The organism is Endozoicomonas sp. (genome assembly GCF_965196975.1).
Classification (GTDB): Bacteria; Pseudomonadota; Gammaproteobacteria; order Pseudomonadales; family Endozoicomonadaceae; genus Endozoicomonas.
In genome coordinates, this window is record NZ_OZ239981.1 from 3,752,095 (window position 1) to 3,768,984 (window position 16,890).

Here is a 16,890-nt window from a genome sequence, read left to right on the forward strand (position 1 = left end):
GAAAGCACAATGGTCAAAAAAAGAGGCAACCGGTTTATCCCAATGGAAAAACCGGCAAAGTTGGCTCAATCAGAATTAATTAACGATGCGTGATGCCGCGTCATTCAATGCCGCATCAGCCACCTGGCGACCACTGGTGATATTGCGCAGCGCAGATTCCATGGCAGACCAGAACTTGCCCATTTCCGGAATGTTTGGCATCAGCAGACCGGCTTCAACGTTCGCCCAGGTAGCGGCAATACGTGGGTCCTTCTGCAGTTCAGCCATCAGTTCCCTGTTCGCCACCGCACCCAGTGGAACGTCAGCGTTCATGGTTTTCAGACCATCGATGCTGAGCAGATAGTTTTCAAGGAACTCGGCAGACAAAGCCTGATTCGGACTGGCGTTGTTCAGAGCAGCGCCCCAGACGCCGACAAATGCACGGGATGGGTTGCCATCAATAGACGGCAGTGGAGCTACACCATAGTTAATGCCACTCTTGTCCAGGTTGGACCAGGCCCATGGGCCAGTGATCATCATGGCGACTTTGCCATTGTTAAAGGTGGACTCCATGACACCGTAATCCACACCACGGGGCAGAACATCAGCGTCAATCATTTTGGTGATCATCTGAGCACCTTTCATGGCGCCATCGTTATTTACACCGGTCTTCTTGATGTTGTAACTGCCATTCTCATAGGCGAATGGGTAACCACCGTTGGCAGCCAGCATTGGCATGGTGAAATAAGGCTGGACCTGATCCCACATGATGGTTTTGATGTCTTTTTTCGCCAGCTTGTTATTCAACTCAAACATGGCCTCAAAAGAGGCTGGCGCTTCAGGAATGATATCCTTGTTATAAATCAGGCTGATGGACTCCATGGAAATGGGGTAACCATAGGTTTTGCCTTTAAAGCTCATGGCTTCCCAGCCTTTTTCTACGACATCCGCCTTAAACTCTGCCGATGGGCTGACTGGTGCCAGCAGACCACTGGCAGCCCACTCACCATAGCGGTCGTGAGCCCAGAGCATGATGTCAGGCCCGGCACCGGTAGAAGCTGCCTGCTGGAAGCGGTCAGTGATGTTCTGAGGAATCTCAACCTTCACCTTAATGCCGGTTTCTTCCTCGAAACGCTTGCCGACTTCACGAATACCGTTGTAAGCCTTATCGCCCCCTACCCAGATAACCAGCTCGTCTTCACTGAAAGCCTGAACACTGCCGGCAAACAATGTGGATGCAGCTACAGCCGCCGCCAGAGTTTTTACGAAAATATTATTGGTTTTGCTCATTTCCCCACTCCTGGAACATCGGATAACACAGCTAGTATTCGGTCGCTGATCTAATTGTTATGAATATCAGGTTAACTCAGTGCCTGTTTCCTGAATCAATTAAGAAAAACTGATTATCAGAGGCACAACCTGACCATTCCTGTGGAACCGGGGAAAGTATTCATCGGTCACGTTTTCAAGATGATGATTTAAATCAATCTGTAAGCGTTTCCAGAAATTTTCTGTTAACTTTTCTTTAACAACGTTATTTAAAGAACAGGTTTTATTTGATGTGAATGTGATTGTTTGTTAAAGCAGCCAATAGCCATATTGATTATATGGCTATTGATTTATGAGGACGGGTGGTTTTTCCAGCGGTAAGGCTGACATCAAGAGAGCGACCTTTCATCTCACCGCTTTTCATGGCATCAATTAAGAGTTCTGCAGCACTGTCTGCCAGGCCATCAATGTCCTGCCGAATAGACGACAGATCTATATTTCCGTATCCAACAATACCGTCATAGCCGATCACTGATAGGTCATCCGGTATCTTCAAGCCAAAATCACTGGCGGCTGAGCAGGCGCCGGTGGCCAGGGTATCCGCAAAACAGACAAAGCCATCCGCCTTAAGACCTGCATGGAAAAGCCGGGTCAGTGACCGGTAGGTGTCCAGTGCCGGTGTGCCTGCATCGTCACCAACGGCAATCGGTTCATAGACCGTCAAGCCCTGTTGTCTGATGGCATCCAGATAACCGTGATAACGGAATCGCGATACCCGGTGTTTTTCATGCAGACAGATAAAATGAATATCACGGCAACCGGATTCGATCAGGTGCTGAGTGGCCAGATACCCACCCTGCTGATCATTCGATGAAACCCAGAGTCCACTTTTTCTTGCCTCACCAATATCCAGAACAACAGAAGATGAATTGTGCATGACCTCATAGCGGGGATCAGACTCGTGCAGTCCGATCGTTATGTAGCCTGCAGACGCATCCTTTAATTTGCCATTCTTCAGGAACTGAGCCTGCCGTGCCCGGTAGCCTCGCTGCTGAAACGACGCTTGCAGAGACTCATAGACTTTCATGGCAAAGGGTGTATAGGTCCCCGCATCCTTGCCCAGTACCACACCAATCGAGAACTGCTTCTGCCGATGCATCTGCCGAGCAACGTAGTTCGGCTGATAATTCAACTCACGAACCGCATCCATGACTTTCTGACGCGTTTTCTCTGAAACGTACTTTTCACCATTCAGCGCCCGGCTGACACTGGCAATGGATAACCCTGCACAGGCTGCAACGTGATGAATGGTTACCTGAGGGGGCTGGGAAGACTCATCCTGCTCTGTCGACATACGGCTTTCCGACGAGACCTTACTGAAATCGGGGAGAAGAAAAAAATCACCGGCCATGTTATTGCATATATGGAGTTAAAAAAAGACCGCCCGGAGGCGGCCATAGCAACACGAGGGAGTTTCAGGAGATTTTCAGCCGATTATTACCACCAGGCTTCCATCTGGACACCGAAGGTAAAGCCGTCAGTATCATTGGCAAATGCTTCACCACCGATCTGGCCTTTGGAATCATCATTCCAGTTGGCATAGGTGCCGAATACACGGATCTGAGGACGCGCCCAGTAGCCACGGCCAGCAGACCACTGCTGGGCAACCGTCAGCTTAGTCAGCTTGGAGTCTTTCCAGTCACCGGCATCGGTTTTGAAGGCATTATCAACCTGGTCATAACCCAGCTCTACAGCAGTGCTCATGATGTCATTCCAGAAATAAACTGGACGAACGCCCAGACTGATCCAGGTCTGATCAGGCTTGCCTGTTTCTTTGAAAGACAGGTTGTTGTAGCTGGCCAGGTACTGCATTTCGACGTTTTTACCCAGACCTACAACACCGTGATCCATGATGCGATAGAAGTCGTTACCATCGAGGTTATCGGAAGTCAGCGCAGAAACGCCCTGCCCATTTGAACCCAAACCATGGGCAGTCATGGCATCTGTCGCATACTGAACAACAAACTTGTTGAAACCACCAAAGAACTCACCCTGGGTGTGTTCAAGGGTCAGCATATATCCAGTGTCGTCCATATCAGACTCAGCAATTGGATCAATCACTGCAGACTGACCATTGCCTGCGTTATCAAAACCATTTGCCTTGAATCCACCCTCAAATGAGCCAGAAGGATTACCAAAGGCGTAGTCAACACCCACGGTTAACGAGCCATTTGGGTTAACAGCAATATTTTCCAGACGGAAATCAAGAATATTCTGATCAATGTCAAATTCCTGAGCGTCAGTACGATCCTGAGCATTTACCGCAGTTTTGTAATATTCAAATGAAGTACTGCTCTTCACCCAGGCAAAACTGAAGTCACCAAACCCAAGGTCAATGCCTTCTACACCAGCGCCTGGTCCAGAAACGTTCCAGTAGTAGAAGTCGGACATATGAACGTCATGACGCTTGTAGAAGCGCTTACCCGCCCAGAGGGTAGCCTCTGGAGCAAAGCCCAATACACCTTTGCCCTTGACGTTGAACTCACGAAATGCCGGATCAGTACCTTCCCAGTCATTGGCCTGATCCACACTGAATGCCATGTTGCTGTCCAGGTAAAAAGACTGTTCGCCGTTATTAAACAATTCAGAACCCAGCTTGATTTCGCCGTAGGTTTCGGTTTCGTTACCAAGACGGTATTTGGAACCCGCCCCCACTGCACCAAACGCTTCCTGGTCACCACCACGGGTGCTCTCTCAATTTGATAACTGACTCATAGGTTAGCTTCAACCTTTCCAGTCATGAACTCAGACCAAAGTTGTTCCCAGCGCCCCTTACTCTGGATCAGTGCTCTTGTTGTCAAAAGCACTTCCGCTCCTGTTGCTTTCCACCTCATTCCAGAACCACATAATCGTTGCTTTACCAGAGTCTTACAAGCCGCTTCAGTAACTCCTGAACCTATTGGCCAATGGCGTTTAAGCGCCTGATGATAATTCATTAACTGGTGATTGTTTGTAAAATAGCTCACAGCTTTGTAGCGCTTCTCTGTCAGTGCGATTGTCTTTTTCGGGAGCTCGGCTGATTCAATTTCCTGAAGGATTTTTTTGGCTGCTCCACGCTTGTTTTTCAAACTATGTAGCCTGTCTTCAAGCCACTGGTGTCGCTTCGCCTTACTGGTTGGAAACAGTGCTTCCGCTGCTCCAGCTAAATATTCAGATGCATGATAAAAATCGAGTATCTGCCCAGAGGTATGTTGTTTCAAATAACTCCAGTTTTCTCTAGCCCCGTCAGCTACCCCGATGTATGTGGCATTTGGGTAGAGTCGTTTTAGATCTGCAATCTCCTCGTCGAGCTTGCTCATAAAGCTTTGTTTACCATACTCTGGCGAACTGGCTGTATATATCGTGTGGAGCCTGTCTCCATCTGCAGAATATAGGCTCAATGTCCCACACATGGCTTCCCTCCAGCCTTCTTCACAAAGCAGCATGCAGGTTCCATCCAGACCAATGGCTATTGTTTCAACAGGCTCTTTTAGTGGAGGAAGGTGGTAGTGAGTGTCTTGCTGGTCTTCAATTAATGCACCTACTCTGTCCGATAAATGCTTGATATAAGAATTTGAAAGCGTCCTTTGATGGTTGGTCTCAAAATCTTCTTTTACCGCAGGCGCTGGCATCTGGCTGTATTTCCAGGCGATAGACTTGGCAAATTTGGGGGTAGCTGAACCAATAATACCGGCACGAAGATCAAGTGCTGCCAGAGTACTGCCACCTCTGACACCCTGATATACGGAGCGCTCCAAAGGTATACGACCGTATAAGGTTTCATAGTGCTTAAGAACCTTTCCTTTGTAGTTCCACTTCTGCTGATTAACGACGATAGGTTCTTTATTGGGTGATTCAAATAGCCCCAATAACTCTTTTGTTCCAAGCTGCCCGGCTTCATTGAGTGCACGCTGTAAACTATCTTCAAGATTCAGCATGTTGCCTGAATCTATAGAAACTTCAATTTGCAAAACGATGCTTTTGGTAGAGCTGGAAATAACAGAAGCGGGCATGACAGTTAACTATTATGAGTGGTGTTCCCATAGTAGCTGTGAAAATAGAGCACTATTGTTTCAATCATTCAGAGAGAGCACCCACCACCACCAGCGGAAGCACCAATACCGGAACGAACATAACCATGAAAATCAACAGTGGCTGCCATGGCAGAAGAGGCCATCAGTGCAGCAGCAATAGCACCGGCCAGCGGAAGACGCTTCAAGTTTGACATTGATTTACTACTCAGGTGTTTGTGTTTTTGTTAATCCGATCAATCCTGCCCATCAGCTCCCCTAAGCCGGGCAGAATGACCTGTTCTGGCAAAAGCAGACAGCGCTGTTAGCAAAATTGCTTTGCTGTGACTTGCTGTTTGCTTATGGGAAAAGAACTATAAGAAATCCGTTGTAAGAGAATTGTGATTTAAATCAATCTGTAAACGTTTACTGAAATCATCAGGTCTTTTTATTTTTTTATTGATAAAAGATGAATGAATGTGACTCATATCAACATGTAAGCGTTTACAGACATTTAATAATTTATTTTTAACCCTGTTGTATTTAAAACAATCAACGTAAAATTCAACCTATTCATTCCGCTGTCATGAATCAGACAAATTAGAAAACAGCAAATGATGAATAAAAAATGAAGAGTCGGGGGCGAAATACAGTGAAGTCTATCCTCTGGATAATACCGTTAACGCTACTGGGCGGCTGTACCGCTGCTAACAATGCTCACAAAACCGAGCAGGTATCCTCTGCTATTGTGCAGCCAGCCATCATTCATGATTTTTCCGATGTCAGCTATCGGCCTCTGGATCTTTCCTCCGAAAAAAAGCTGTCCAGCGCCATTACTGCATCGATTCAGCAAATGAACCTGCCCGGTGGTACAACACCGGTTGTCGGGTATCAGTTGCCAGAGCAAACGCCATACTCCGTCGAGATAGCAAGCCTGGTGAATAGAACCATGAACCATGGCTCCCTCTTTTATCCGGAAGTGCTGGTGCTTGATAAGAACTACCAGACAGTGGATCACCTGATGGCTGATGAGATGATCTACCAGCCGAGACAATTCCTGAACCCGGAAAATGTCAGCACAACACTGCAGATCAATACCGGTGACAAGGCCCGCTATCTGGTGGTTTACACCACCGATGAGCTGCGTCAGGACACAACCGCACTGTTCAATGAAGCCAAAGCCTATGCTGAAGCCAGAGGACAGGTAGCGCCCCCCATACCGGATATTGAGGCAGAGCACGTCAGCCAGGGAGAGCTCCTGATCAGGCTCACGCCAATCACCCCGGATACCGTCAAGGCACAACAGAGTATGGAGGTGGACAGTAAGCTGAGAATGGTGCCAACCGTTGCCCATAAGGCCATAAAAAGTGACCGTAATGTGGAAGTCATGATTGATGAGGCCATTCTTCATATCCAGTCTAAGTTGAAAAAAGGCAACGTTGCCGGGGCCATGAAACTTCGCCAGGAGGCCATCACCACTGCCAGCCAGGCCGAGCAAACCTTTATTAAGGCCTATGGCCAGGATAAAACCACCTTGAAACTGCCGGGCTCACCTGCCGATAACGCCAATGCGGCCGAAAAAGTGCGACATTATTTTAATTCCGGCATTATTTCCGCCCTTCAGTCCAATGACAGCAACCGGGCTCTGCTTCTGGTTGATGAGGCCAAACGCTTCGCCAGTGAAATGGACAGGGCTTTTGAGTAAACAACGATAAGCCAGAGTAACGCCAGCCCAACGCTAACCTTATTAAACAGTGCTGGTGTTTCAACTAACAACAGAAATAACCACTGCCAGGGAACTTCTTTGTGAGTCAGAAAAAGAGCGAAACCCCACTAATGGATCACAACACATTCACTGTAGAACTGGAAAAACACCTGCGTCGTGAGCTGGGCACTACCCCAAAGCGCGCAACCGCCCGCGACTGGTGGCAGGCACTGTCACTGACGCTGCGTGACATCAATCTTGACCAGCTGCAGCAGAGCAGCCTGGATGAAAGCCAGCAGGATCGTCATGTCTGCTACCTCTCCATGGAATTCCTGATGGGACGCCTGCTGGGCGACGCCCTGATGAACCTTGGTCTTTACGAAACCGCAGCCACTCTGCTGCAATCCCACGGTGTACGCATTTCTGATGTGCTGGATCAGGAGCGGGACATGTCGCTGGGCAATGGTGGTCTGGGTCGTCTGGCCGCCTGCTTTATGGACTCTCTGGCCAACCGGAATATTCCAGCCACCGGTTACGGTATCAACTACCGTTATGGTCTGTTCCGTCAGGTCTTTGTGGATGGTTACCAGAAAGAAAAGCCCGATGTCTGGCGTGAATTTGGTAGCCCCTGGGAAACCTGTCGTCCATCAGAAACCGTAGAAATTGGCCTGTTCGGTCATATGGAAATGGATCACGATGGCAATAATCGCTGGGTACCAGGCAAAAAACTCTTCGGTGTGCCATGGGATATCACCATTCCATCTTTTGGTGGCCAATATGTAAACCGCCTGCGTCTCTGGGAAAGTCTGGTCGGCGCCTACCCGATTGATCTGGACAAGTATAACCAGGGTGAGTACCTGGAAGCCTGCCGCAACCTAGTGGATGGTGACACCATTTCCGGCGTTCTCTACCCAGAAGACTCAACGCCACAGGGTAAGGACCTGCGGCTGATCCAGCAGTACTTCTTCACTGCCTGCTCCCTGAAAGATATTATCCGCCAGCACAAACAGCGTGGCCTGCCAATGGGCAGCCTGGCAAAACACTACGCCCTGCAATTGAACGACACGCACCCGGCCATCGCCATTCCTGAATTGATGCGTCTGCTGATGGACGAAGAGGGCATGGTCTGGAACCAGGCCTGGGCCATCACCCAGGAAATGTGTCACTACACCAACCATACCCTGTTGCCAGAAGCCCTGGAGAAATGGTCTGCTTCTCTGCTGGGTCGCATTCTCCCAAGACACCTGCAGATCATTGAGATGATCAACTATGTCTTCCTGAACGGCGAAGCCAAAGAGCAGTGGGGAGATAATCTCGAGATCATCCAGAAAGTCAGTATCTTCGAAGAGCTGGACAATGGTGATCGCATGATCCGCATGGCCAACCTGTCTGTGATTGGCAGTCGCCGGGTCAATGGCGTTGCCGCGCTGCACAGTGGACTGGTAAAAGCCAATCTGTTCCCCGAGTTTGATGCGCTATACCCCGGCAAGCTGGTAAACGTTACCAACGGTGTCACCCCAAGACGCTGGCTGGCTCACTGCAACCCTGGCCTGGCACGACTGCTGGACCGCAATATCGGCACCGACTGGCGTACTGACCTTGATCAGCTGGAAAAACTGACGCCTCTGGCTGAATCTCCAGACTTCCTGGATGCCTTCGCCAATGTCCGTTTCAAAAACAAGGAACGACTTGCACGGTTGATTGAGAAAGAGTGCAAGGTCACCGTTAACCCGAACGCACTGTTTGATGTCCAGATTAAACGACTGCACGAGTACAAGCGTCAGCAGTTAAACCTGTTGCACATCATCAGTCTGTATCACGAAATGCTGGATAACCCGGACGCAGACCATACCCCAAGGGTATTTGTCTTTGGCGCCAAGGCCGCACCCGGCTATGTGCTGGCGAAGCAGATTATTCTGGCCATCAACAAAATCGCCCAGGTTATCAACAACGATCGTCGTTTGGATGACCGCCTGAAAGTGGTATTCCTACCGGATTATCGCGTCAGTCTGGCGGAGCAGATTATTCCTGCTGCCGACCTTTCCGAACAGATCTCCACTGCAGGCTTTGAAGCCTCCGGTACCGGAAATATGAAGCTGGGCCTGAATGGCGCGCTGACCATCGGAACCCTGGACGGCGCCAACGTGGAAATTGCCGAAGCGGTGGGTGATGACAATATCTTTATCTTCGGAAAAACCGTTGATGAGATTGCCGCGCTGCAACAGCAGGGTTACAACCCGTACCATTACTATGAGAGCAATCCTGTACTGAAGCGGGCCATTGACTCCCTGATGAATGGCTCCTTCTGCCAGCACAAACCCGACCTGCTGAAGCCCGTTGCGGAAGACCTGATGCATCGTGATCAGTTCATGGCGCTGGCTGACTTTGAGAGTTATCGAGAAGCTCAGCAGAAAGTGTCCGAAACTTTCCGTAAGCCAAGGCTCTGGTGGCGCAAGGCGGTTCTGAATACCGCCCGACTGGGACGATTCTCTTCTGACCGCTCCATTAGTGATTATGCAGAGCGTGTCTGGAAGTAGTATTGCCAGCTACTGAAAAGTAACTGCTGAAAGGCACCCACAAAAAGCCCCATAGCTCAATGAGCTACGGGGCTTTTTTAATGGAGCCATAACACTTTCTGTTACAAAAAAGACTGAACTTTCAATTACTTTTAACAGGTTAAGAAGTCAAAAATCGATCAAAGCAGTGAAATTTAATATAACCACAAATATGTTAAGCCAGTTGTGAACAGCGTAAAACTCCATCAATCACACGCAGCTGCGCAGCAAGAGTCTACCTATGGGTTTGATCCCTAGTTTTACCGGATTTTTATTTCCGGTACGTTATCCATTCACAATCAACAAAGCGTTGATTTTCCTGCGCACAGAAATAAACGACACTATTTATATGTTAATTCTGTGAGTCTTGAACAATCTGGAAATGAAATACATAGTGGCAATGGGGATAAGGCAGAAAGGCCTGGAATTCAGGCCCATGTTTTTTCAACAGACACTATCAGTTGACCTTGCTCGTTCTGTCCGGCTGCGCGAGGATCTCACGGGCCTTTTTCAAGGCAGTAAACTCATTAATAAACCAGCCGACACACCGTTCGGTACTGACCGGCGCACCTGATTCATCAACGGACTGGTAATCAATCCACCACCGCTCTTCAGGGTGAGGATCGTTGTAGATGAACACATACTTCATATCACTGCGATCCGTTATCGAGACCTTTGCCCAATCATATCGTGTGTATGGACAGGTATCCTGCATCAAAAATACGTAAGTGGGCTTTCCCAATTTGAATTCGATGTATTGGAATTCTTTCACCTGGAGGAAGATCTTTAAAGCCTTCTCAATATCCGGGTTCATAAGATGGCTGGGAATACTATCGCTGTACCCGCGATAGATGCCATTCAGTGACAGTTCTTCAAAAAGGTAACGTCTGGTCATATCGAATAATCCATAAACGATTTACCGCACATTACCACTGCTATCTGTTTAAATGACTAACCAGATGGTTAGTTAACCTCAGCCACGCGATATAACGGAGATCAGCCACTGTGCAGCACAGGTGTTCGGGCGGTATACAGGGCCATACTCCGCATTACCCACAGTTTTTTTTCATTCTACCCTCGCCCTGATACCTCACCATTAAAATCAAGTAAATCAATGAATTAAAAAATCTTTATCGGTGCAAAGCCGATAAGAATCGCCCACCTACATTCGACACATTCCCTACCATTCAATAGAAGACCCTTAACCATTCGGTTCAGGTAAAAACAGGAGCCAGTGATCATTTAACTAAGGTAAAAAAGCAAAGTTATAAATAACTTTTTTATTTCAAATAAAACTTCCTGTGTGCAAACAGCACCCCCTGTCCTACACTTGGCTTACGCCTTTGCTATCAGGACAGGCTCAGGGTATTGATCAGCTTAGGGCCAATATTTCATTAAAAAAACAGTGTTAATTGTGCATTCACAGTTATTGAGTATGAAGTAAAAAACATGTCTGCTAAAAACAACCGTACTCGAAAGCTGGCCTTTCGGCTGTCCATCTGTCTTTTGCTGTTTGTCACACTGCTGATTTTCATCGGGCTATGGCCCTACAAAAAGGCAATTCTTGCTGACGCTCAAAGCTGGCAGCAGTTAAAGGATATCGTCATTCCATATATGACTCTTGAGACACCTTCAGGCAGTGGTCCCTTTCCTGTGGTGTTGATCATACCCGGCTGTGAGGGGGTTAAGCCGGAAAGGGCAAAGCCCAGGATGGACTGGCTGGTCGAACAGGGATACATGGCCGTCATGGTGGATAGCCATAAAGGGCGTGGGCTTGATGAAGACACCGTGTGTGGAGGCCATGCGCTCTGGGGACCTGAAAGAGCCGGAGACATTTATGTTGCTCTGGAAGCTATCCGCCAGCACCCAAAGGCGGACACCGACAACATCGCATTACTTGGCTATTCCCATGGAGGCTGGACCATTCACGATGCCCTGTCCTATAACGGCAATGCATCGTACGCTTTAGCCTCGACACCTCCACAGGTATTGCAGTCAGTCAAAGCAGCCATTGTTTATTATCCTTATTGCGGGCTTCCTTCCAGAGCACGCTATACCTACAACAACCCTACGCCGCTGCTCATCATTAATGCCGGTGAGGACACAACGGTTAACCCCGCTGAATGTGAAGCGATGGCCGATAAATGGGTAACTCAAGGCCTGCCTGTGCACAGCATTACCTACCCGGCAGTCGGGCACGGTTTTGATGTCTCCCGCCATAAAAACTCCGATCCAGGAACCCACCAGCAAGCACTCAGTGTCGTGAAAGCATTTCTGAAAGACGCTTTCTCTCCAGCAACAGAAAAGCCAGCCCATTAATGGAGCGCATTGCACAACAGGAAAGAGGCTACGATGACTCTGATTGAACGCATTGGAAAAGCACTCGAACCCGTAATGCTCCTTATGGGACTCATCAGCCCTGTCGCCACACTGCCCCAGCTTTATAAGCTCTACTTCTCCCATGGACAATACGCCCTGGGACTGTCTCTCACAACCTGGTCAATGTATTCCTTCATCGCCCTTCTGTGGACAATTTACGGCCTTTACCATAAGAACCCTACGATCTGGGTCGGAAATGGTCTGGGCTTTTTAATGTATCTGGCGATGGTCGCAGGGATCATTGATCGTGTGGGCTTTACATTTTAACCATGGGAAAGTTTCGCTGCTGCTCATTATTAATGCCGGTGAGGGTACAACAGTTAACCCCGTGAAATGAGAATTGATGACGGATAAATGGATAACCCAGCGCATCAATTTTTTTGTGAAGGTTTCTTGAAACGGTTCATTTTCCCAACAATCTTCGATACCTTCAGAAACTGGTAGCTGTAAACTTCCATTTGTCCACGGATCGGTCTCAATGAAGAAAAATCGCAGCGAAGCAATCTCTCCTGAAGTCAACAAAAGCCGGCGTCAATTCCTGAAACATTCATCAACCCTGACCTTTACCGCGCTGGTCACCACCGCTTTACCCATGTCTGCTTTATTAACAGGCTGTGATGCGACCTTTTACAAAATCAACTTTATCAATTGGTCTGAAAACATACAGGCCAAAGATATGCTGGCAACCAAACCCACCAATGAGAGTGATGCGGTCACCATCGTGCAGTGGGCGGCTGAAAATGGGTATAAGGTAAGGCCTCTTGGGGAAATGCATAACTGGTCACCCCTCATCATTACCCAGGGCACCACGAAAGACGACAAAATATTATTGGTGGATACATCCCTGTTCAACCAATTGGAGATGGTAAAAGCACTCCCAGATTATGGTGTTGTGTGAGCGGGCTCTGGCACCCTTGCTGAAGATTTGTATCGTTTCTTATCGGACAACCGCACGCCCGGTGGAGCCAGCCAGGGATACGCATTCCAAAATACGCCGGCACCCGGTGATATTACCATTGCAGGCATACTGGCGATTAACGGCCATGGAACCGGTGTTGAATATAATAACTCTAATGAAGACCCTAACTTTCATGGCAGCTTAAGTAATACGGTCCTGTCACTGAGAGCCATCGTTTACAATCGAGGCACCGGGAAGTATGAAGCCAAAACCTTTCACAGAGACGAGGAAGATACCGATGTTTTCCTCACCCACATGGGTCGCCTGTTAATTACGGAAGTAACGCTTCAGGCTGTGCCAAACTTCAACCTGCGCTGTCGAAGTTACACCAACGTCAGCTGGAAAGAGTTGTTTCATGAAAATGCCAATAACAGTGCATTAACGGTTGCCAGTATTCTTGACCGCTACGGGCGGATGGAAACGATCTGGTTCCCATTCACAGAATACCCATGGTTGAAAATCTGGGAAAACAGCCCGACCAAACCACCGGAATCAAAAGCAACAACGGGCCCTTATAACTATGCCTTTGCCGATCAAATACCGGTGATAGGAAGCCGCCTGATCAAAGCTATCGTCAACGATAGCCCCAACCTGGTGCCGAGCTTTGGACAGTTTCAATACTGTTTGGTTGACCTTGCCCTTGATGGAAAACTGACCAGTGTCGAGCTGAAAAATGCCATGTCTAAGAACGACGCAGACAGTTCAGAGCTTGATTTATCCACTACGCCTGCCAGCGTAATCCGACTGAATGACCTCTGGGGCCCTGCCTGGCACACGTTGCTTTATGTGAAAAAATCGACGCTGAGAGTGACCGCCAATGGTTATGCCATTCACCTCCCAAGGGCTGATGTCCAGAAAATGATTCATGATTTTGTTCAGAAGTATCAGTCATTGGCAAAAGAGTACGCCCAGCGGGGGCTATACCCCATGGCTGGCCCTATGGAAATCCGGGTCACCGGGCTGGAAGAAACGGGCAGCCTGAAAACCCGCAATGGGCAAAAGCCCAAACCGCCCGCTATTTCAGCCTTAACAAAATCCAGCACCAGTGACTCAAAGGTTGATACTGCGGTGTGGCTTGATTTACTGACACTGCCCGGTGCCCCTGCATCAAATGCCCTTTATCGGGAAATTGAGCAATGGCTATACGACAGATACCCAACCGCAGAAATGCGTTCGGAATGGTCAAAGGGGTGGGGCTACACCGATGATAAAGGTCCATGGACGGATAGTGATATTTTGCGCACTAAAATCCCGGCATCATTTGCAAAAACGCCACGAAGCTTCGCCAGCACCGTTCGCATTATGCAGGAGTATGATCCAATGAACCTGTATTCGAACGCCATGCTCGACGAGCTATTGCAATAAAGCAAACGCCAAAGGAGGCTAAGGTTTTCCCTTCTTGATACCTGAAAAATGTCAGGCAATAAAAAACCCGGAAGATCCAGGACCAACCGGGTTTCTATTTGGTGGAGGCGGCGGGATTTGAATTCGCACCCCGGCTCAGCCTTAGTCTTTATAAATCAGTAATTTACAGTGCTTTCAGAGAGTTTCAGATGCACTAATGTGCAGTTCTTTGCAGCTGTTAGCCACTGTTCGCAAGATGCTTCGACACTCTTTATAGCCAGTAAATGACAAGTGTCTGGCAATTTGGCTCAAATAGGGTTCAATCTGCCTAAAAGCTCATGTAGACCACAAAAATTGCGTTTCAGGTAAAATTTGGCATCGGGCAGCATATTTAGCGGAGTATTGCTATGAGGAACCTTACGGTGACCCCCTACCCGATACATCAATCGTAGCAATGGTGGCTAATAATTGATGAATTAGCCTGACAAATTACCATATGGGCAGACTAATGGTTTGGCCAAGGTTATGCCCCCCATAAAATAGACACCACTTGACATGGCAGATTATGTGGTCTTTTTAACAGGCTTATACGAAGGCATACCTCACCATTTTAGTGTCCACTTAAACGGGGGAAGTACATTCATGCTCGGGATAATTCCGTAACGCTGATGTACCGCTTGTATCTCATTAGCTCTGTACTCAATCCCTCTGTCAGTATGGAAGAGCAAACCCTTTTCCGGCCTTCTATTACGGATAGCCATCATCAGTGAAGCCTTCGTCAAGTCAACCGTTCTTCGGCTACCCAGTGACCAACCCACAATTCGTCTAGAATACAAATCCAGCACCGCAGACAGGTACATCCACTTTTTCTTTACTCTGATGTATGTGACATCAGCGGCCCAGTGTTGATTTGGGCGACTTGGCTTCGGTAACTCTCTTCGCCTGTTTTTAATGCTCTGAAAGAAACGGTGTAACCCCGGTACCCGGCGATATACTCGTGCAACACGTCCCTTTAACCCTTCTTCACGCATTAAACGCTCAACACGCTTCTTACCAACACTGATACCTTGTTTAAGCAAAGCTTTATGAATTCGAGGACTGCCATAAACTTCCCGACTTTGCTGAAACAATGTAGTAATACGCTCCTTCAGCCATAAGTCCTGCTGATCTCTGGCACTAGGCTTTCTCCTTAACCAGGCGTAGTACCCACTTCGGGAGACATTAAGACGGGAACATAGCCTGGTGATCCCAAAGCGAAATCGATACTGCTTTATGAACCTGAACTTCGTCGCTGTTCCTCCGCTAGAAATCGTTGCCACTTTTTTAGCAAGTCGATCTCCAGCCTGAGTTCAGCATTCTCAGCTTCAAGCTGACGCATTCGTTGTTTGTCGGTTTGAGGTTCAGGACGAGCTATCTTAGAGAGTTGCTTTGGCAACTTACGCTTATCTGCCACAAGTTTTCCTTCTCGATATTCCTTTCGCCAGCGAGACAGCATGAAAGGATGTATATCCAAATCTTCGGCTACATCTTTAATCATTTTGTTGGGTTTATAGGTCAGCAGCACAGCACTGACCTTAAACTCATTGGTGTATTGTCTGGTCTTTTTACCAGTCTTATATGCAGGCATAAAGCCCCCAGTTTAAGTTGGATTTCAGTGTCCACTAAAACGGGGGAAGTACAGCGTCACTTGGAACCATTCGTTAGCTGCTCTGTGATAGTAAATATTGCTTCACCAATATGATTAACAAAGTTTGACAAATGAATCCCAAAGATTGTTATTAAAGCTATCATCAGAATAATCCCAACACAATTACGTCTTTTTTTTCTGGAGAATTTTATTGTATTTTTTGGGGTGCTCTCTCTGAATGATTGAAACAATAGTGCTCTATTTTCACAGCTACTATGGGAACACCACTCATAATAGTTAACTGTCATGCCCGCTTCTGTTATTTCCAGCTCTACCAAAAGCATCGTTTTGCAAATTGAAGTTTCTATAGATTCAGGCAACATGCTGAATCTTGAAGATAGTTTACAGCGTGCACTCAATGAAGCCGGGCAGCTTGGAACAAAAGAGTTATTGGGGCTATTTGAATCACCCAATAAAGAACCTATCGTCGTTAATCAGCAGAAGTGGAACTACAAAGGAAAGGTTCTTAAGCACTATGAAACCTTATACGGTCGTATACCTTTGGAGCGCTCCGTATATCAGGGTGTCAGAGGTGGCAGTACTCTGGCAGCACTTGATCTTCGTGCCGGTATTATTGGTTCAGCTACCCCCAAATTTGCCAAGTCTATCGCCTGGAAATACAGCCAGATGCCAGCGCCTGCGGTAAAAGAAGATTTTGAGACCAACCATCAAAGGACGCTTTCAAATTCTTATATCAAGCATTTATCGGACAGAGTAGGTGCATTAATTGAAGACCAGCAAGACACTCACTACCACCTTCCTCCACTAAAAGAGCCTGTTGAAACAATAGCCATTGGTCTGGATGGAACCTGCATGCTGCTTTGTGAAGAAGGCTGGAGGGAAGCCATGTGTGGGACATTGAGCCTATATTCTGCAGATGGAGACAGGCTCCACACGATATATACAGCCAGTTCGCCAGAGTATGGTAAACGTAACTATTCAGCACCCTTCATATAAATCTGGAA

General features: G+C 47.8%; 15 protein-coding genes. 7 read left to right on the forward strand and 8 right to left on the reverse strand.

All coding sequences use genetic code 11. The annotated features are described in order from the left end of the window. Nucleotides 1-75: 75 nt before the first annotated feature. The 5 genes from malE to ACOCLE_RS16890 all read right to left on the reverse strand — a co-directional run bounded on the left by malE (nt 76) and on the right by ACOCLE_RS16890 (nt 5,515). Nucleotides 76-1,269: a maltose/maltodextrin ABC transporter substrate-binding protein MalE gene (gene malE / locus ACOCLE_RS16870; RefSeq protein ID WP_419533438.1), complete on the reverse strand. Its 1,194-nt coding sequence runs from the start codon at nt 1,267-1,269 to the stop codon at nt 76-78. A 313-nt stretch (nt 1,270-1,582) separates the two neighbouring features. Beyond that, complete coding sequence (locus ACOCLE_RS16875; protein ID WP_419533439.1) at nt 1,583-2,602, reverse strand: LacI family DNA-binding transcriptional regulator; 1,020 nt, start codon at nt 2,600-2,602, stop codon at nt 1,583-1,585. 143 nt (nt 2,603-2,745) lie between these two features. Next, entirely contained in the window at nt 2,746-3,963 is a 1,218-nt protein-coding gene (locus tag ACOCLE_RS16880; RefSeq protein ID WP_419533440.1) for a maltoporin, read from the reverse strand. A gap of 56 nt (nt 3,964-4,019) precedes the next feature. Next, complete coding sequence (locus ACOCLE_RS16885; protein WP_419532972.1) at nt 4,020-5,300, reverse strand: ISKra4 family transposase; 1,281 nt, start codon at nt 5,298-5,300, stop codon at nt 4,020-4,022. A 68-nt stretch (nt 5,301-5,368) separates the two neighbouring features. Further along, complete coding sequence (locus tag ACOCLE_RS16890; protein ID WP_419533441.1) at nt 5,369-5,515, reverse strand: hypothetical protein; 147 nt, start codon at nt 5,513-5,515, stop codon at nt 5,369-5,371. 434 nt (nt 5,516-5,949) lie between these two features. On the opposite strand from ACOCLE_RS16890, the gene ACOCLE_RS16895 reads away from it, so the two are divergent. Further along, a complete protein-coding gene (locus ACOCLE_RS16895; RefSeq protein ID WP_419533442.1) occupies nt 5,950-7,002 on the forward strand; it encodes a MalM family protein in 1,053 nt (350 codons plus the stop codon). A gap of 101 nt (nt 7,003-7,103) precedes the next feature. Further along, entirely contained in the window at nt 7,104-9,539 is a 2,436-nt protein-coding gene (locus tag ACOCLE_RS16900; protein WP_419533443.1) for a glycogen/starch/alpha-glucan phosphorylase, read from the forward strand. A gap of 475 nt (nt 9,540-10,014) precedes the next feature. Here ACOCLE_RS16900 and ACOCLE_RS16905 read toward each other — a convergent pair whose 3' ends face one another. Continuing rightward, the gene (locus tag ACOCLE_RS16905) at nt 10,015-10,452 is read right to left on the reverse strand and encodes a hypothetical protein (RefSeq protein ID WP_419533444.1); all 438 of its coding nucleotides are present in this window, start codon (nt 10,450-10,452) and stop codon (nt 10,015-10,017) included. A 554-nt stretch (nt 10,453-11,006) separates the two neighbouring features. Here ACOCLE_RS16905 and ACOCLE_RS16910 point away from each other — a divergent pair. The 4 genes from ACOCLE_RS16910 (at nt 11,007) to ACOCLE_RS16925 (ending at nt 14,259) form a co-directional block, all read left to right on the forward strand. Continuing rightward, on the forward strand, nt 11,007-11,876 hold the full coding sequence (locus ACOCLE_RS16910) for a dienelactone hydrolase family protein (RefSeq protein ID WP_419533445.1): 870 nt from the start codon (nt 11,007-11,009) through the stop codon (nt 11,874-11,876). A 33-nt stretch (nt 11,877-11,909) separates the two neighbouring features. Then, nucleotides 11,910-12,203 (forward strand): SemiSWEET transporter, encoded by a 294-nt coding sequence (locus ACOCLE_RS16915; RefSeq protein WP_419533446.1) that lies wholly within the window; start codon nt 11,910-11,912, stop codon nt 12,201-12,203. Between the two features lie 211 nt (nt 12,204-12,414). Further along, nucleotides 12,415-12,834 (forward strand): hypothetical protein, encoded by a 420-nt coding sequence (locus tag ACOCLE_RS16920; protein ID WP_419533447.1) that lies wholly within the window; start codon nt 12,415-12,417, stop codon nt 12,832-12,834. Nucleotides 12,835-12,861: 27 nt separating this feature from the next. After that, complete coding sequence (locus tag ACOCLE_RS16925) at nt 12,862-14,259, forward strand: cholesterol oxidase substrate-binding domain-containing protein (RefSeq protein ID WP_419533448.1); 1,398 nt, start codon at nt 12,862-12,864, stop codon at nt 14,257-14,259. Nucleotides 14,260-14,840: 581 nt separating this feature from the next. On the opposite strand, the gene ACOCLE_RS16930 is transcribed toward ACOCLE_RS16925, so the two are convergent. Together ACOCLE_RS16930 and ACOCLE_RS16935 are read right to left on the reverse strand one after the other, a co-directional pair. Continuing rightward, nucleotides 14,841-15,557 (reverse strand): IS3 family transposase, encoded by a 717-nt coding sequence (locus ACOCLE_RS16930; protein ID WP_419533449.1) that lies wholly within the window; start codon nt 15,555-15,557, stop codon nt 14,841-14,843. Beyond that, the gene (locus ACOCLE_RS16935) at nt 15,509-15,865 is read right to left on the reverse strand and encodes a transposase (protein ID WP_419533450.1); all 357 of its coding nucleotides are present in this window, start codon (nt 15,863-15,865) and stop codon (nt 15,509-15,511) included. The genes ACOCLE_RS16930 and ACOCLE_RS16935 overlap by 49 nt, the downstream gene beginning before the upstream one ends. A 306-nt stretch (nt 15,866-16,171) precedes the next feature. Between ACOCLE_RS16935 and ACOCLE_RS16940 the strand changes: the two genes are divergently transcribed. Continuing rightward, nucleotides 16,172-16,882 (forward strand): hypothetical protein, encoded by a 711-nt coding sequence (locus tag ACOCLE_RS16940; RefSeq protein WP_419533451.1) that lies wholly within the window; start codon nt 16,172-16,174, stop codon nt 16,880-16,882. The last annotated feature ends 8 nt before the right edge of the window (nt 16,883-16,890 follow it).